This window comes from Streptomyces sp. NPDC051310 (genome assembly GCF_044455245.1).
Taxonomy (GTDB): Bacteria; Actinomycetota; Actinomycetes; order Streptomycetales; family Streptomycetaceae; genus Streptomyces.
Genome location: NZ_JBITEO010000006.1, coordinates 64052 through 78790, shown reverse-complemented (window position 1 = coordinate 78790; position 14739 = coordinate 64052). Strand labels below are relative to the sequence as shown.

Genomic DNA, 14739 nt, shown 5'->3' with positions numbered 1-14739 from the left:
TCAGTCGGTGGTGGCGGGGGCGTTGAGCCTCAGCAGCGACGCCCGTCCGCCGGGCAGCAGCCGCAGTTCGGTCAGGGCGCCGTTCTCCAGGGCGGGGAAGACCTCGCGGTAGCGGGCGAGGGGGATGCCGAGGAGCGCGCAGAGCACGAGGCGTACGAGGGTGGAGTGGGCGACGACGAGGACGCGGCCGTCGGGCAGCTCGCTCACGACCTCCTCCAGGCAGGCGATCGCGCGGGCCGCCGCCTCCGTGGGGTCCTCGCCGCCGGGCAGGTGGTGGGCGACCGGGTCGGTGAGGAAGGCGTCGAGCTCGTCGGGGAACTCCTCTGCCATCTCCGCGCGGGTCAGCCCGTCGCCGCGTCCGAAGTCGACCTCGTACAGCCGCTCGTCGACGCGCGGGGTGAGGCCGAGGGCGGTGGCGGCGGGTGCGGCGGTGAGCCGGGCGCGGGACAGCGGGGAGCACAGGACGGCGTCGAGCCGCTGCCCGGCGGCCCAGGCGCCGAGCGTGGCGGCCTGCTGGTGGCCGAGCTCGGTGAGCGGTACGTCGGTGCGCCCCGCGTAGCGGTTCTCCGCATGCCAGGCGGTCTCGCCGTGGCGGACGAGGACGAAGTCGGTCACTGCTCGGCCTTTCTGCGGGCGTGCGCCGCGACGGCCGGGTCGAGCCAGCCGCGTCGGGTCAGTTCGTCGGCGAAGTCCAGGTAGGCGGGCGTGAGCCGGGCCGTGGCGGACGGATCCGGGTGCAGCTCCTCGCGGACGCGCACCATGGCGGCCGCCGCCTGTTCCAGCGTGGCGCCGGAGGCGGTCGCGGCGAGCACCGCCATGCCGGTGGCGCTCTCGGCGTGTTCGGGGAGTGCGACCGTACGGCCCAGGACGTCGGCGCGCAGCTGCGACCAGTAGCGGTTGCGGGCGCCGCCGCCGGTGAGGGTGAGCGGGCCGTCGACGGGGGCGCCGATGTGGTCGAGGTAGTCGAAGCAGAGGCGTTCGACGCAGGCGACGCCGAGCAGGCAGGCGTGGAACTCCTCGGCGTCGCCGGATGCCTCGCCGAGGACGAAGGGGACCGCGTCGGGGGCGCGGAACGGGAAGCGTTCGCCGCCGGCCCCGGTGAGCGGGTAGGCGACCGCGGTGGATGCGGTGGCGGCGGCCCGCACGGTGAGGGCGTCCAGGTCGGCGCCGGGGAAGCGGCGGGCGATGACTCCGGCGCCGCTGCTGGAGGCCCCGCCGGGCAGCCAGGTGCCGCCGGGGCCGCGGTGGCAGTAGACCACTCCTCCGGGGTCGCGGACGAGATGGGGGCTCGCGCCCTTGAAGACCAGCGTGGTGCCGAGGACGGAGTTCCAGGCGCCGGGTGTGAGGGCCCCGGCGCCGATCTGCGCCGCGCAGCCGTCGGTCATGCCGGCGACCAGGGGCGTGCCGACGGGCAGGGAGGTGGTGGCGGCGGCGTCGGCGCAGACCGTGCCGATGACGGTGCCGGGCCGTACGACGTCGGGCAGCAGCCCGGCCGGGACGCCGAGCGCGGCGAGCTCCTCGTCGGGCCAGCGCTCGTCGACGAGGTGGTAGCCGGTCTTGAGGGCATGGCTGGCGTCGGCCGCCACCTGGTGTCCGGCCAGTCGCCAGGTGACGAGGTCGGCCTGGTGCAGGAGCCGGGCGCCGGGGAAGTCGGTGTTGTCGAGCAGCCACAGGAGCTTGGGCAGCGCCCAGGACGGCTGCATGGTGCGGTAGCCGAGCTCCTGCCAGACCGTCGCGCCCGCGGCGTTGACGCGGGAGGTGTACGCGCGGGCGCGCCCGTCGTCGTACATCAGGCCGGGGGTCAACGGTGTGCCGTGCCGGTCGGCGAGGACGACGGTGCCGGAGGTGGCGTCGACGGCCACGCCCCGGACGCGGACCGGGTCGATGCCGGTGAGGGCCTCCCGGCAGGCGCCGGCGAGGGCCGCCCACCACTGCTCGGGGTCCTGCTCGTGGCGCGGCCCGTCCCGCCGGCCGGCCAGCGGGCGGGACGCGGCGCCGAGCAGCCGGCCGGTGCCGTCGACGGCGACCGCGCGGGCGCTCTGGGTGCCGAGGTCGAGGCCGACGTGGACGGCGTCGGCGGTCGGTGCGTCAGGCATGCGGTGCCTTCCGTACGGCGTCGGGACCGGGGGTGAGGGCGGGCTTCCAGCCGGCGGCGCGGGCGGCGCCGCGCCAGGTCAGGAACGCCTCGTGCAGCTCGTCGTAGAGCGCGGCGCGCCGGGGGTCCGGCTCCCAGCGGGAGCGCATCCGGACGTATTTCGCGGCCGCGTCCCGCATGCTGCTCTCGGCTCCGGTGAGCACCAGCCCGGTGAGGAACGCGCCCTTGGCGCCGAGTTCGGTGTCGGCGCTGCGGGCCGTGGGCACGCCGGTGGCGTCGGCGATGAGGCGGCACCAGGCGTCGCTGGCCGAGCCGCCGCCGCACAGGCGCAGTTCGTGCACGTCCGTCCCGGACGCCCGCAGGCAGTCGCGGACCACGAGGGACAGGCCTTCGAAGACCGCCCGGGCGAGGTGCGCGGGCGTGTGGTCGAGGGAGAGGCCCCAGAAGGTTCCACGGGCCCGCGGGTCGAGGAACGGGGCGCGCTCCCCCGCGGGTGAGAGGTACGGCAGGAACGCCAGCCCGCCGGCGCCCGGTTCCGTACCGAAGGCGAGTGCGCCGAGGGCGGCGGGTCCGTCGACGGCGAGGGTGCGGGAGGCCCAGTCGAGGACCTCCGTGCCGGAGAGGGTGGGGAAGGCGCGCAGGATGCGTTCGCGGCCGCCGTAGGCGATGTTGATGCCGCAGGGCTCGCCGGTGGCGTCCACCGTCCGGGAGACGATCTCCGTGCACAGGGTGGTGCCGAGGATGGCGCACGCCTGGCCGGGGTCGACGGCGCCGGCGCCGCGGGCGGTGGCGGCGATGTCGTAGGGGGCCATGACGACGGGCAGGCCGGCGGACAGGCCGAGGTCGCCGGCGGTGCGGGCGGTGAGCTCGGCGACGCGCTCGTGCTCGCCGAGCACCCGGGGCAGGAGCCGTTCGTACGGGCCGAGCCCGAACAGCTCCACGATCGCCGGGTCGTAGGCGCCGGTGGAGTGGTCCAGGAAGGGGGCCGACGCGTCGGACTCGTCGATCGCGCTCACGCCGGTGAGCTTGAGGAACAGCCAGCCGGCCGCCGTCAGGGCCGTGTCCGAGCGCCGGAGGCGGCCCGGGTCGTGCGCGGCGAGCCAGCTGATGACCGCGTTGGGCATGCCGCTGCAGGTGAGGGAGCCGTTGCGGCGGTACGCCTCGTCCAGGACGCCGTCGGCGGCCCAGCGGGTGAGGAGGTCGCCGGCCCGTCCGTCGGACCACAGGACGGCGGGGCCGGTGGGGCGCCCGTCGCCGTCGACCAGCCAGCAGCCGTCGCCCTGGGCCGTGAACGAGACCAGCCGCACGGGGTCGTGGCCGGGGCCGAGCCGGGACAGGGCACCGCGCACGGCGGAGACCACCCCGTCCCACACCGCGTCCATGTCCTGCTCGGCCCACCCGGGGCGGGGCCGCAGCACTTCGGTGCCGATGCGGGAAAGCGCGATTTCCTGTCCCTGGCCGTCGAACACGACCGCTTTGATGACCGACGTACCGACGTCGATGGTGAGAACCGCCATGAGTGGAATACCTGCCCCTTCGCACTTGCGGACGCCAGGGAAACGTGGAGCCGGACGGGGCGTCAATCGGTCACGGAAACATCCCGTGACCGGACGTGACGGTGGTGTGAGATGGCGGCCGGGCACCGGCGGTACCGGCGGCGGCGCGCCCCCGTCGTGTTAAGTTCACGTGAGGTTCGCACCTCTTCGTCCCACACGTTCCCGCTCGTGTCGCGCGCCTGTCCACCCCGCGCGGCGGAGTGAACCGGAAAGGAGCCGGCCGCCATGACCCGTCCGGACGCCCAGGAGGAGCGCCGGCGCCGGCTGCGCGATCTGGTGACCGCCAAGGGGTTCGTCCGCACCGCGGACCTGGCGGAGGAGTTCGGCGTGAGCGTGATGACCGTGCACCGCGATCTGGACGCGCTGCAGTCGCAGGGCTGGCTGCGCAAGGTGCGGGGCGGGGCGAGCTGTCTGCCGTCGACGCAGTTCCACGGCAGTGTCGGCGAGCGCATGACGACGATGGCGCGGACCAAGCACCGGTTGGCGCGGGCGGCCGCCGGGCTGCTGGCGCCCGGGCAGATCGTGATGCTGGACGACTCGACGACCTGTCTGAGCCTGGCGCAGCAGATGGCCGACCGCACACCGCTGACGGTGATCACCAACTCGCTGCCGGCCATCTCGGCGCTGGCGCGGGAGCCGGGCGTGTCGCTGATCGCGCTGGGCGGGACGTACTTCCCGGCGTACGACGCCTTCATGGGGCTGCACGCGGCGCAGACGGTGGAGTCCTTCCGGGCCGATGTGCTGTTCATGTCGACCACGGCCGTGACCGGCGGGCGCTGCTACCACATGTCACCGGAGACCGTGCAGGTCAAGCGGGCGATGATGGCGTCGGCCGGACGCAAGGTGCTGCTGGTCGACCACACCAAGTTCGCCAACCAGGGGCTGTACGCGCTGGCACCGCTGACCGACTTCGACCTGGTGCTCGTGGACCAGGCGGCACCGGCGGGCGAGGTGCGGCGGCTGCGGGAGATAGGCGTCGACGTGCGGACGGTCGACTCCTCCGCCTGACGGGTGCGCACGTCGTGGGACGCCCCGCGGGCGTCCCGGGACCTCACGTGAACATCACACGGACATCACACGGGCGGTGGCCCGGCAGCATGCCGTCGGTACCGCGCTGAGCTGCGCGGACACGTCCGGAGACGACCCCGTACCGACACGGTGCTGATCGATGTCACGCCGGGCCCGCCGACGCCGGCGAGGTATTCCGCGCGCTCATTGACCGCCCTGCCGCACGGCCGTTTCATCGTGACGCCTCAGGCACCCCCCACTCCCGCCGCTCCGCAGAAAAAGGTGGTTCGCGTGGCCGTCGTCATGGATCCGTCGTCCTCGGCCGAGGAAAAGCCCCCAGGGAATTGGCTGGACAGGATCGGCATTCCCGCGTCCCTCGCGTGGGGATACCTCGGTCTTCTCATTTTCATGATCGGCGACGGTGTCGAATCCGGATACCTGTCGCCGTACCTCCTGGACGAGGGGATGTCCAGGGAACGGGTCGCGCTGCTGTTCGGCGTCTACGGCGTGACCGCGAGCATCGCGGCCTGGTTCTCCGGCGCGCTGTCGGACCTGTGGGGGCCGCGGCGGGTGATGATGCTCGGCCTCGGCATCTGGGCGGCGTTCCAGGTGGTGTTCCTGGTCTTCGCGGTCCCCGCCGCCGACTTCACGCTGCTGCTGGTGAGCTACGGGCTGCGCGGCTTCGGCTACCCGCTCTTCGCCTACGGCTTCCTGGTGTGGGTGACGGCGGTGACGCCGCAGCGGAGACTCGGCTCGGCGGTGGGCTGGTTCTGGTTCGCCTTCACCGGCGGACTGCCCACGCTGGGCTCGCTCGTCGCCAGTTTCGCGGTGCCGTGGATCGGCGCGTACCGCACGCTGTGGTTCTCGCTCGGACTGGTCCTCGCCGGCGGGCTGATCGCGCTGCTGCTCGTCCGCGAACCCACCGGCCGGATCAGGCTCGCGCCCGCCGGGGAGCGCCCGGTCGCCACCCTGCTCGGCTCGCTCGCCATCGTCTGGCGCAACCCGCGGATCGGCACGGGCGCGGTGGTGCGCGCGATCAACACGGCCCCGCAGTTCGGCTTCCTGGTCTTCCTGCCGGTGTACTTCACCGACACCCTGGGCTTCACGCTCAGCGAGTGGCTCCAGCTGCTGTCGGCGATGTTCGCCACCAACATCTTCTTCAACCTGATCTTCGGGGTGGTCGGGGACCGCATCGGCTGGCAGCGCACCGTGGCCTGGTGCGGCGGAGTCGGCTGCGCGGTGACCACCCTGCTGCTGTACTACGGGACGGTGTCGGCGGGCGACCACTACGCGCTCGCCATGGTGCTGGTGAGCCTGTTCGGCGCGACCCTGGCCGGGTACGTGCCGCTGTCCGCCCTGATGCCGTCCCTGGACCCGGCGCACAAGGGACAGGCGATGTCGGCGCTGAACCTCGGCGCCGGGGCCAGCACCTTCCTCGGTCCGGCGCTGGTGGGACTGTTCCTCGGGCCGCTCGGCGTGGAGGGCGTGATGTGGATCTTCGCCGCGCTGTACCTGGCGAGCGCCGCCATGACCCTGTTCCTCCGGCTGCCGGAGGCGGTAGCACCGGCGGCTCCCGGGTACCCGTCGGATCCCGCCCCGGCAGCGCGGGCGCGGGCGCGGAACGATTCCCGGAGGTCCAGCCATGAGTGATCCGTACAGCTACTCGACGCCTTCCCAGGCGGAAGGCGAGCGGGAGCCGGAACCGGGCAACGACCAGCACCCGGACGTGGCCCGTACGACCCCGTCGCAGGCGGAGGGCGAGCGCGCCGCCGAGACGGAGGAGCCGGAAGGCGAGGGCAAGGGCGAGGAGTAGGCGGCGGGCGGGCAGGCCGGGGGCGGCGTGCCCGCCCGCCGGCGTGCGCCGGGCGGGGCCGGGGGGCCGAGGCGGGGCCGGGGGGCCGAGGCCGGGCCAGGGGGCCGAGGCCGGGCCCGGGGCCTCAGGTGTGGCCCGAGCCCGGGGTGACCAGGCCCGATTCGTATGCCACGACGACCGCCTGCGCCCGGCTGTCCAGGCCGAGTTTGCCCATGGCGCGGTTCAGGTGGGTCTTGACGGTCGCCTCGCTGATGAACAGCTCCCCCGCGATCTCGGCGTTGCTCAGCCCGCGGGCGGTGAGCCGCAGCACCTCGGTCTCACGGCCGGTCAGGGCCGCGAGGTCGGGGTGTGCCTCGGCGGGCGTGACCGCGGCCTGCCGCGCGTACGCCTCCACCAGCCTCCGGGTGACGCTGGGCGCGAACAGCGCGTCGCCGCCGCCGACCGCCGCGACGGCCGCGAGCAGCCGCTCGGGGCCCGAGTCCTTCAGCAGGAAGCCCGAGGCGCCCGCCCGCAGTGCCCCGTACACGTACTCGTCGAGGTCGAAGGTGGTCAGGACGAGGATCCGGGGCGCGGGGTCCCGCGCCCCGGCGAGGATCCGCTCGGTGGCCTCGATGCCGCCCATGCCGGGCATGCGGATGTCCATCAGCACCACGTCGGGGCGGGTCCGCTCCACGAGGGCCACGGCCTCCTCGCCGTCGGCGGCCTCGCCGACGACCTCGACCCCGGGCGCCGCGCGCAACAGCCCCACCAGCCCCGCCCGGATGAGGAACTGGTCGTCGACGACGAGCACCCTGGTCATTCCGTCGTGGCGTCCTTCCGCCGGGCGGTGTGGGAGGAGGTCGGCAGGGTCAGCCCGACGGCGAATCCCCCCTCGCTCCGCGGGCCGACGGTGATCGTCCCGCCGTACAGCTTGGCCCGCTCCCTCATGCCGATCAACCCGTGGCCGCTGCCGGTCCGCACTCTGTCCTGAATCACCCCCTTGCCGTCATCGGTGACCGCCACCTCCACGTGGCGCTCCTTGTAGCGCACTTCCACCCGGGCGTTCGCCCCCGGCGCGTGTTTCAGGACGTTCGTCAGGGCCTCCTGCACGACCCGGTACGCGCACAGGTCGACGCCGGGCGGGAGGGGGCGCGGCGTGCCCTCGACCCGCAGGTCGACGGGGACTCCCCCGGCGCGGACCCGCTCCGCCATCTCGGCCAGCCGGGCGAGCCCGGGCATCGGGGCGACGGGGCCGCCGTCCCCGTCGGTGCGCAGCACCTTCAGCACCCGTCGCAGCTCCTCCAGCGCCTCCGTGCTGGTGTCGGCGATCGTGCCCAGCGCGGCGCGGGCCGTGCCGGGGTCTGAGTCGAAGACGAAGCGGGCGAGCCCCACCTGCACGGAGATCACCGACATGTGGTGGGCCACCACGTCGTGGAGCTCACGCGCGATGCGGCCGCGTTCCTCCGCGACCTCGCGGCGGGCCCGCTCCTCCTGCTCCTCCCGCAGCCGGCGGGCGAGTTCGGCGGAGCGCCGGGCCACGTGTCCGTTGCGGAGCAGTACCGCGGAGAAGCCGACGGCCTGGCCGACGACGGACGGCATGTGGGAGCCGTCGGTGATGACACCCGCGTATATCCACACGGTGCTCATCAGCGCCGCGCAGGTGAGGGCGGTACGGAGGGGGCGCAGGGACGCGACGGTGTACACGGCCAGCATGGGGGCGAAGGAGTTCACGACGGGCCAGTAGCCGGCGGTGACGTACACGGTCCACAGCGCGAGGACGACGAGGCAGACGGTGACGGGCGCCCGGCTGCGGAGGACGACCGGCAGGTTGACCAGCGCCACGAGCAGGTAGCCGACCAGGTCGAGCGGGGGCCAGCCCTGGCGTGCGGCCTCCTGCGCGAGGAGCACGGCCACGCTGGTCGGCGCCACGGCGACCAGTACGTCGGCGACAGGGGGGCGGATCGGCATCGCGGCAGCGTAACGCGCGGCGGACGGCGCTACGTCAGCCGTTCGGCCTACCGCGCTGGTTGCGGGCGCCGCCCCGGCTACCGCGTGCGGTGGGCGGGGAGTTCAACCCGGGGCGGGATGGCGGGCCGCACGGGCGGCCGTAAGGTCGTGGCCGGCACCTCGGGGGACCCGTCGGGCCGGGGGGAGCACCGGCGGGGGCCGATGGCGTGCCCCGTCCTCCACAGGGGGGCGGGGCACCGCCACGTGCGGCCGGCGGAGCGGGGGCCGTCAGGCCGGATGGCCCGGGTCCAGCCGCGCGACGTCGTGGAACATGACGATGCGGGGGTGCGGCTCCGGCGCGGGCGGGGATTCCTCGACCGGTTCGAGCAGGAAGAGCACGTGGTCTCCCCCGTCGGCCTGGCGGTGCACGCGGCCGACGAACCAGGCCGCGGCGTCCCGGAGCACGGGTGCGCCGCCGGTCCGCGGCTCCCAGGCGACCTGCTGGAACTTGTCGGTCTCGTCGCCCGTCTCGCCGCCGAACAGCTCGGCCAGGGCGAGGGTGTCGCGGGAGACCAGATGGACCGCGAGGTGGGTGGCGCGGGAGGCCACCCGGAAGGTGCGGTTGGCGGTGGACAGCCATACGGCGAACCGGGGCGGGCGGATGGAGCACGGTGAGGCGAAGCCCACCAGGCAGCCCGCGCGGTCGCCGTCCGCCGCGGCCGTCACGATGTACATCGGGTAGTCGATCAGGTCGTGCATCACGTCGAGATTCGCCACGGGACGAGCCTAGGCCCTGTCGTCGAGCAGCGGATCGGTGGCAAGTGTCCGGTGCCGCTCATGGCACGGCGCAGCGGCGACCGACGACGACGCGGCGCGGCGCGGTGCCGGACGACGCCAGCCGGGCAGGATCAGCGCGGCCCCGCGGGGGGCCGATCGCCCGCACCGCGCGGGCGTGAAGTGGCCCAGTCGCAGCGGTGGCGATTGGCCCGGGAACCGGGCCGCCCGGAGCCCTAGGTTGAGGGGAATTCCCGCCCCCTTCCGAGGAGTCCCATGTCGCGTCGGCTGTTGTCCGTGCTCTTCCCGGCCACCGGTCCGGGACGGGGGCTCGCGCTCGCGCAGTGGGTCAACTCGGTGGGCGACGGGGCCTATTACGTCTGCTCGGCGCTGTACTTCTCGCGCGTCGTTGGGCTGTCGGCGGGCCGGATCGGGCTCGGGCTGACGCTCGCCTGGGCGGTCGGTGCGCTCGCGGGCGTGCCCCTCGGGCACCTGGCGGACCGGCGCGGGCCGCGCGGGGCGGCCGTGCTGCTGGCGGCGGCGACCGCCGCCTCGGTCGGCGGGCTGCTGTTCGTCCGGTCGTACGGGGCGTTCCTCGTGGTGGCGTGTGCGTACGCGACCGCGCAGTGCGGGCTCGCGGCGGCCCGCCAGTCGCTGCTGGCCGGGCTGGTCCCGCCCGGGGAGCGCACCGGTGTGCTGGCGCGGCTGCAGGCGGCGGGCAACGCGGGGATCGCGGTGGGCGCCGGGATCGGCGCGGTGGCGCTGCACCTGGGCACGGCCGCCGCGTACCTCTCGGTCCTCGCCGTCGACGCCGTGGCCTTCGCGGGGTGCGCGGCGCTGCTGGGGCGGCTTCCCGTGGTGGTGGCGGCCGGCGGCTCGGCGGCAGGCGGTGCCGGAGCCGGGAGCGGGACAGGGAACGGGCCGGGAGGCGGGCGGCGGCTCGCGGTGCTGCGGGACCGCCCGTACGCGCTGGTGACCGTGCTGAACGCGGTCATGCTGCTGCGGATGCCGCTGATCAGCCTCGCCGTCCCGATGTGGGTCGTGGAGCGCACGACGGCGCCGGGCTGGACGGTGTCGGCGCTGCTGGTGCTGAACACGGGTGCGGTGATGCTCTTCCAGGTCCGTACGGCGGCCGGGGTGACGGGGCTGCCGAGCGCGGTGCGGGCGGTGCGGTCCGGGGGCGCGCTGATGCTCGTCTCGTGTGCCGTGTTCGCGCTGTCGGGGGGCGGGGGCGTTCCGGTGTGGGCGGCGACGGCGGCACTGCTGGGGGGTGCGGTGTTCCAGGTGTGGGGCGAGATGCGGCAGTCCGCCGGCGCGTGGCAGATCTCGTTCGAGCTCGCGCCGGACGGGCGGCAGGGTCTGTACCAGGGCTTCTTCGGCACGGGCGTCCCGGTGGCCCGGATGCTCGGCCCGGCGGTGCTGACGACGCTGGTGATCGGCTGGGGAGCCGCCGGCTGGCTGGTGCTGGGCGGGCTGTTCCTGGTATCGGGCCTGGTCATGGGGCCGGTCGTGCGGTCCGCGGCCGCGCGGGCCGGGGGCGTCGCCGCGGGGCGCGGGCTTACTCCGCGATCAACGGGGAACCCGGGGATCACCGTCGTGAAGGAGTAAGTCGTGACATACAGCACATCCACATCCACAACGGTCGAGGAGGGGGCCGAGGCGCCGGATACGGCCGGTATACCGGGCGCGGCGGGCCGGAAGGGGGGTGCCGCATGTGCGGTCTGAGCGGTGAGATCCGCTTCGACGACCGGCGGCCGGACCTCGCGGCCGTGGAACGCATGACCGACAGACTGGCGGCCCGCGGGCCCGACGGGCACGGGATATGGTCCCAGGGGCCCGTCGCCCTCGGTCACCGCCGGTTGAAGATCATCGACCTGTCGGAGCTCGGCGCCCAGCCGATGACCGACAGCGAGGCCCGGCTGACCGGCGTGTTCAACGGGTGCATCTACAACTACCAGGAGCTGCGGGAGGAGCTGCGGGGCCTCGGGCACCGGTTCTTCTCCACCTCGGACACCGAGGTGGTGCTCAAGGCCTACCGGCAGTGGGGCACCCGGTGCGTCGACCACTTCATCGGGATGTTCGTCCTCGTCATCGTCGAGAACGACACGGGCCGGGTGGTGCTGGCCCGCGACCGGCTGGGCATCAAGCCGCTCTACCTGGCCCACGGGGCCGGATACCTGCGGTTCGCCTCCACGCTGCCCGCCCTGCTCGCCGGCGGCGGCATCGACACCTCGCTCGATCCGGTCGCGCTGCACCAGTACCTGAGCTGGTCCGCGACGGTGGCGACGCCCCGCACGGTGCTCGCCGGGGTGCGCAAGCTGCCCCCGGCCACGGTGCGGGTGCTGGAGCCCGACGGCACGTACCGCGACCACTGCTACTGGCAGCCGTCGTACACCCGCCGGCCCGAGCACGCGGGCATGGACGCCGCCGACTGGCGCGACGCCGTGCTGGACGCCCTGCGGACGGCGGTGCGGCGCCGGATGGTCGCCGACGTACCCGTGGGCGTGCTGCTCTCCGGCGGCCTCGACTCGTCGCTGATCGTGGCGCTGCTCGCCGAGCAGGGGCAGCGGGACCTGGCGACGTTCAGCGTCGGCTTCGAGACGGAGGGCGGCGAGGAGGGCGACGAGTTCGTGTACTCCGACCTCGTCGCGCGGCGCTTCGCCACCGAGCACCACCAGCTGATGGTGCCGTCCGACCGGGTGTCGACGGCGCTGGACGCGGCGGTCGCGGCCATGAGCGAGCCGCAGATCAGCCATGACGCGGTCGCCTTCCACCTGCTGTCCGAGCAGGTCTCCAAGGAGGTCAGCGTCGTCCAGTGCGGGCAGGGCGCCGACGAGGTGTTCGCCGGCTACCGCTGGTACCCGGCCATGGCCGCCGTCCCGCGGGAGCAGGAGCCCGAGACGTACGCCGACGTGTACTTCGACCGCTCCCACGCCGACCTGGCGCGGATGCTCCACCCCGACGTGCTGCCCGCCCAGGACGTCTCGCGCCGCTTCGTGCACGAGCACATGGCCGCGGCCGGCGCCGAGACCGCGCTGGACGCGGCGCTGCGGCTGGACACGCACGTGATGATGGTCGACGACCCGGTCAAGCGGCTCGACAACATGACGATGGACTGGGGCCTGGAGGCGCGGGTGCCGTTCCTCGACCACGAGCTGGTCGAGCTCGCGGCGGCCTGCCCGCCGGAGCTGAAGCTGGCCCAGGGCGGCAAGGGCGTCCTCAAGGACGTGGGGCGCAAGCTCCTGCCGGTGGAGGTGGTGGACCGGACGAAGGGGTACTTCCCGGTGCCGGCCATCATGCACATGGCGGGTCCGGTGTTCGAGCGGGTCCGCCAGGCGCTGACGGCGCCGGAGGCCCGGGCCCGCGGCATCTTCCGGGAGGAGTACGTGGCCGAGCTGCTCTCCGACCCCGACGGCCACCGTACGAACCGGGGGGCGAACACCCTGTGGCAAGTGGCACTGCTGGAGCTATGGCTGCAGACGCACGGCATCAGCTGACCATCGACGCGGCCTCGGCCGCCGCGGGCCCCGTCCCCGTCGCGCTCGTCGGCGCGGCGGGGCCGCTGGACACGCCCCAGCCGCTCGTTTCCCACGGGTGCTGGTACCCGTCGGCGGACCCGACCGGGGAGCAGGTGGCGTTCATCTGCGACCGCGGCGGCGTGCCGCAGCTGTGGACGGGGCCCGCGGCCGGGGGCGCGGAGGTGCACCTGCTGGACGCGGACCCGGAGCCCGTGACGGAGGTGGCCTGGTCGCCGGACGGCCGCTGGATCGCCTACACCGTCAACCCGGGCGGCGGTGAGCACAGCAGGGTGCTGTGCGTGCGCCCGGACGGCAGCGGCCGCCGGGTCCTCGCGGGCGCCGACGCCGGCAGCTCGGCCTACCTCGGCTGCTGGGCGCGGGACGGCTCCGCCGTGGCGGTCACCGTCGCCGAGCCGCCGTCCTCGTACCGCGACCCGGATCCCGGGCTGGCCGGCCTGCCCGACGGCTGGGCGGAGCGGGACGGGCACGCCACCCTGCTGGGCGGCGCCGGGCTCGGCGACGTGGGGCACCGGGGCGGCACCCGGGACCGGCTGTCGGCGTACCTGGTCGACCCCGACGCGCCGGGCTCGCCGGTGCTGCTGGCCACCGAGACGGGGGCGGCCACGCTGCGGGTGTGCGACCTCAGCGCCGACGGGCGGCTCGCGCTGCTGCGCCGGGGGCCGCGCGGCCGGCGCGAGGCGGTGGTGCTGCGCACGGACGACCTGCGGCCGGGCTGTGTGCTGCGGGTGGCCGACGCCGACCCCTGGATCGGGCGGTTCTCGGCCGACGGGCGCACGGTGTGGCTGCGCAGCGACCACGAGCGCGAGTTCGCCGCGCTGCTCGCGGTCGCCCTGGACGCGGGCGGCGAGCAGAAGGACCTCTCGGTCCTCGCCGAGCGGCCGGACTGCGACCTGGAACTGCTGGCGTTCACGGCGGACGGCCGCACGGCGGCGCTGGCGTGGAACGTGCGCGGCGCGAGCGAACTGGAGGCACTGGACCTGGAGGCGGGCGGGGAACCCCGGCCCCTGGGGCTGCCGCACGAGGTGGTCACCCGGATCACCCGCGGCGGGCCCGCGGGGATGGTGCTGGCGCTCGCCGGCTCGCAGCGGCGGCCCGGTGTGTGGTGGTCCGCCGCGGGCGGCCCGCCGGTGCGCACGCCGTGGTCGTCGCGGGACGAGGACGCCGTCCCGCCGGGGCGGCCGCCCGTGCGCCCGGTGCCGGAGCGGGTGATCGCCCGGGACGGGCTGGAGCTGGGCGGCTGGTACTACCGGGCGCCCGGGCGGGGCGCCGGGGAGCCGGCGCCGTGCGTGCTCCACCTGCACGGCGGTCCCGAGGAGCAGGAGCGGCCGGCGTTCGAGCCGCTGTACCACGAGCTGCTGGGCCGCGGCCTCGACGTCTTCGCGCCGGACGTGCGCGGCTCTTCGGGCTACGGCCGCTCGTTCGTGGACGCGGACCTCGGTACGGGCCGGTTCGACGCGATCGAGGACGTCGCGGCCTGCGCGGCGCACGCGGTGCTGTCGGGGCGCGCCGACCCGCGCCGGCTGGCCGTGATGGGCTGGTCGTACGGCGGCTATCTGACGCTGGCGTCGCTGGTGTGGCACCCGGAGCTGTTCCGTACCGGCGTCGCGGTGTGCGGCATGTCCGACTTCGCGACGTTCTTCGCCGGGACGGAGCCGTGGCTCGCGGAGTCGGCCGCGTACAAGTACGGGCACCCCGAGCGCGACCGGGAGCTGCTGCGGGCGCTGTCCCCGATGAGCCGCATCGACGCCCTGCGCGTGCCGGTGCTCGCGGTGCACGGGGAGCACGACACCAACGTGCCCCCGGGCGAGTCCGAGCAGTTCGTGCGGGCCGCGCGGGAGCGGGGGCTGACCGCGGAGCTGATGGTGCTGCGGGACGAGGGCCACCAGTTCCGCAGGGCGGACAGCCGGCGGCTGTTCCGGCGCACGGCCGCGGACTGGATGGAGCGGTACCTGAGCGGCTGAGGTGAGCCCTGCGGACCCGGGCATGTGTGCTTAAAGTGAGGAACGGTGGACATTCCGCACATCGTTG

Annotated in this window: 12 protein-coding genes; 6 read left to right on the top strand and 6 right to left on the bottom strand. The window is 74.6% G+C overall.

Annotation, left to right across the window (positions count from 1 at the left end; genetic code table 11):
• Genes ACIA79_RS11130 through ACIA79_RS11120 form a run of 3 tightly spaced genes read right to left on the bottom strand, consistent with a single transcriptional unit; the run spans window position 1 to window position 3612 of the window.
• Window positions 1–615, bottom strand: a complete 615-nt coding sequence (locus ACIA79_RS11130) for a histidine phosphatase family protein (RefSeq protein WP_399427911.1) — start codon at window positions 613–615, stop codon at window positions 1–3.
• On the bottom strand, window positions 612–2096 hold the full coding sequence (locus ACIA79_RS11125) for an FGGY-family carbohydrate kinase (protein WP_399427910.1): 1485 nt from the start codon (window positions 2094–2096) through the stop codon (window positions 612–614). The genes ACIA79_RS11130 and ACIA79_RS11125 overlap by 4 nt, the downstream gene beginning before the upstream one ends.
• A complete protein-coding gene (locus ACIA79_RS11120; protein ID WP_399427909.1) occupies window positions 2089–3612 on the bottom strand; it encodes an FGGY family carbohydrate kinase in 1524 nt (507 codons plus the stop codon). Before ACIA79_RS11120 ends, ACIA79_RS11125 begins: the two co-directional genes overlap by 8 nt.
• A 264-nt stretch (window positions 3613–3876) precedes the next feature.
• Between ACIA79_RS11120 and ACIA79_RS11115 the strand changes: the two genes are divergently transcribed.
• From ACIA79_RS11115 to ACIA79_RS11105, 3 genes are all read left to right on the top strand, one after another.
• Window positions 3877–4659 carry a DeoR/GlpR family DNA-binding transcription regulator gene (locus ACIA79_RS11115; protein WP_399427908.1) on the top strand — a complete coding sequence of 261 codons (783 nt, stop codon included), beginning with the start codon at window positions 3877–3879 and terminating at the stop codon, window positions 4657–4659.
• Between the two features lie 408 nt (window positions 4660–5067).
• Complete coding sequence (locus ACIA79_RS11110; protein ID WP_399427907.1) at window positions 5068–6309, top strand: MFS transporter; 1242 nt, start codon at window positions 5068–5070, stop codon at window positions 6307–6309.
• On the top strand, window positions 6302–6472 hold the full coding sequence (locus ACIA79_RS11105) for a hypothetical protein (RefSeq protein ID WP_399427906.1): 171 nt from the start codon (window positions 6302–6304) through the stop codon (window positions 6470–6472). Before ACIA79_RS11110 ends, ACIA79_RS11105 begins: the two co-directional genes overlap by 8 nt.
• Window positions 6473–6596: 124 nt before the next feature.
• Here the strand turns inward: ACIA79_RS11105 and ACIA79_RS11100 are convergent, their stop codons facing one another.
• From ACIA79_RS11100 to ACIA79_RS11090, 3 genes are all read right to left on the bottom strand, one after another.
• Window positions 6597–7271, bottom strand: a complete 675-nt coding sequence (locus ACIA79_RS11100) for a response regulator (protein ID WP_399427905.1) — start codon at window positions 7269–7271, stop codon at window positions 6597–6599.
• The gene (locus tag ACIA79_RS11095; protein ID WP_399427904.1) at window positions 7268–8419 is read right to left on the bottom strand and encodes a sensor histidine kinase; all 1152 of its coding nucleotides are present in this window, start codon (window positions 8417–8419) and stop codon (window positions 7268–7270) included. Before ACIA79_RS11095 ends, ACIA79_RS11100 begins: the two co-directional genes overlap by 4 nt.
• 267 nt (window positions 8420–8686) lie before the next feature.
• Window positions 8687–9175, bottom strand: coding sequence for a flavin reductase family protein (locus ACIA79_RS11090; protein ID WP_399427903.1), 489 nt, complete (start codon window positions 9173–9175; stop codon window positions 8687–8689).
• Window positions 9176–9448: 273 nt separating this feature from the next.
• Between ACIA79_RS11090 and ACIA79_RS11085 the strand changes: the two genes are divergently transcribed.
• The 3 genes from ACIA79_RS11085 (at window position 9449) to ACIA79_RS11075 (ending at window position 14672) form a co-directional block, all read left to right on the top strand.
• On the top strand, window positions 9449–10780 hold the full coding sequence (locus ACIA79_RS11085; protein ID WP_399427902.1) for an MFS transporter: 1332 nt from the start codon (window positions 9449–9451) through the stop codon (window positions 10778–10780).
• Between the two features lie 104 nt (window positions 10781–10884).
• Entirely contained in the window at window positions 10885–12669 is a 1785-nt protein-coding gene (locus ACIA79_RS11080; protein ID WP_399427901.1) for an N-acetylglutaminylglutamine amidotransferase, read from the top strand.
• Window positions 12642–14672, top strand: coding sequence for a S9 family peptidase (locus ACIA79_RS11075; protein ID WP_399427900.1), 2031 nt, complete (start codon window positions 12642–12644; stop codon window positions 14670–14672). The genes ACIA79_RS11080 and ACIA79_RS11075 overlap by 28 nt, the downstream gene beginning before the upstream one ends.
• The last annotated feature ends 67 nt before the right edge of the window (window positions 14673–14739 follow it).

Excerpts from the sequence above, each read along its gene's own strand:
- ACIA79_RS11075 (WP_399427900.1), top strand. The coding sequence starts at position 12,642 with ATGGCTGCAGACGCACGGCATCAGCTGACCATCGACGCGGCCTCGGCC.
- ACIA79_RS11120 (WP_399427909.1), bottom strand. The coding sequence starts at position 3,612 with ATGGCGGTTCTCACCATCGACGTCGGTACGTCGGTCATCAAAGCGGTC.
- ACIA79_RS11110 (WP_399427907.1), top strand. The coding sequence starts at position 5,068 with ATGATCGGCGACGGTGTCGAATCCGGATACCTGTCGCCGTACCTCCTG.
- ACIA79_RS11085 (WP_399427902.1), top strand. The coding sequence starts at position 9,449 with ATGTCGCGTCGGCTGTTGTCCGTGCTCTTCCCGGCCACCGGTCCGGGA.
- ACIA79_RS11105 (WP_399427906.1), top strand. The coding sequence starts at position 6,302 with ATGAGTGATCCGTACAGCTACTCGACGCCTTCCCAGGCGGAAGGCGAG.
- ACIA79_RS11100 (WP_399427905.1), bottom strand. The coding sequence starts at position 7,271 with ATGACCAGGGTGCTCGTCGTCGACGACCAGTTCCTCATCCGGGCGGGG.
- ACIA79_RS11115 (WP_399427908.1), top strand. The coding sequence starts at position 3,877 with ATGACCCGTCCGGACGCCCAGGAGGAGCGCCGGCGCCGGCTGCGCGAT.
- ACIA79_RS11080 (WP_399427901.1), top strand. The coding sequence starts at position 10,885 with ATGTGCGGTCTGAGCGGTGAGATCCGCTTCGACGACCGGCGGCCGGAC.
- ACIA79_RS11095 (WP_399427904.1), bottom strand. The coding sequence starts at position 8,419 with ATGCCGATCCGCCCCCCTGTCGCCGACGTACTGGTCGCCGTGGCGCCG.
- ACIA79_RS11125 (WP_399427910.1), bottom strand. The coding sequence starts at position 2,096 with ATGCCTGACGCACCGACCGCCGACGCCGTCCACGTCGGCCTCGACCTC.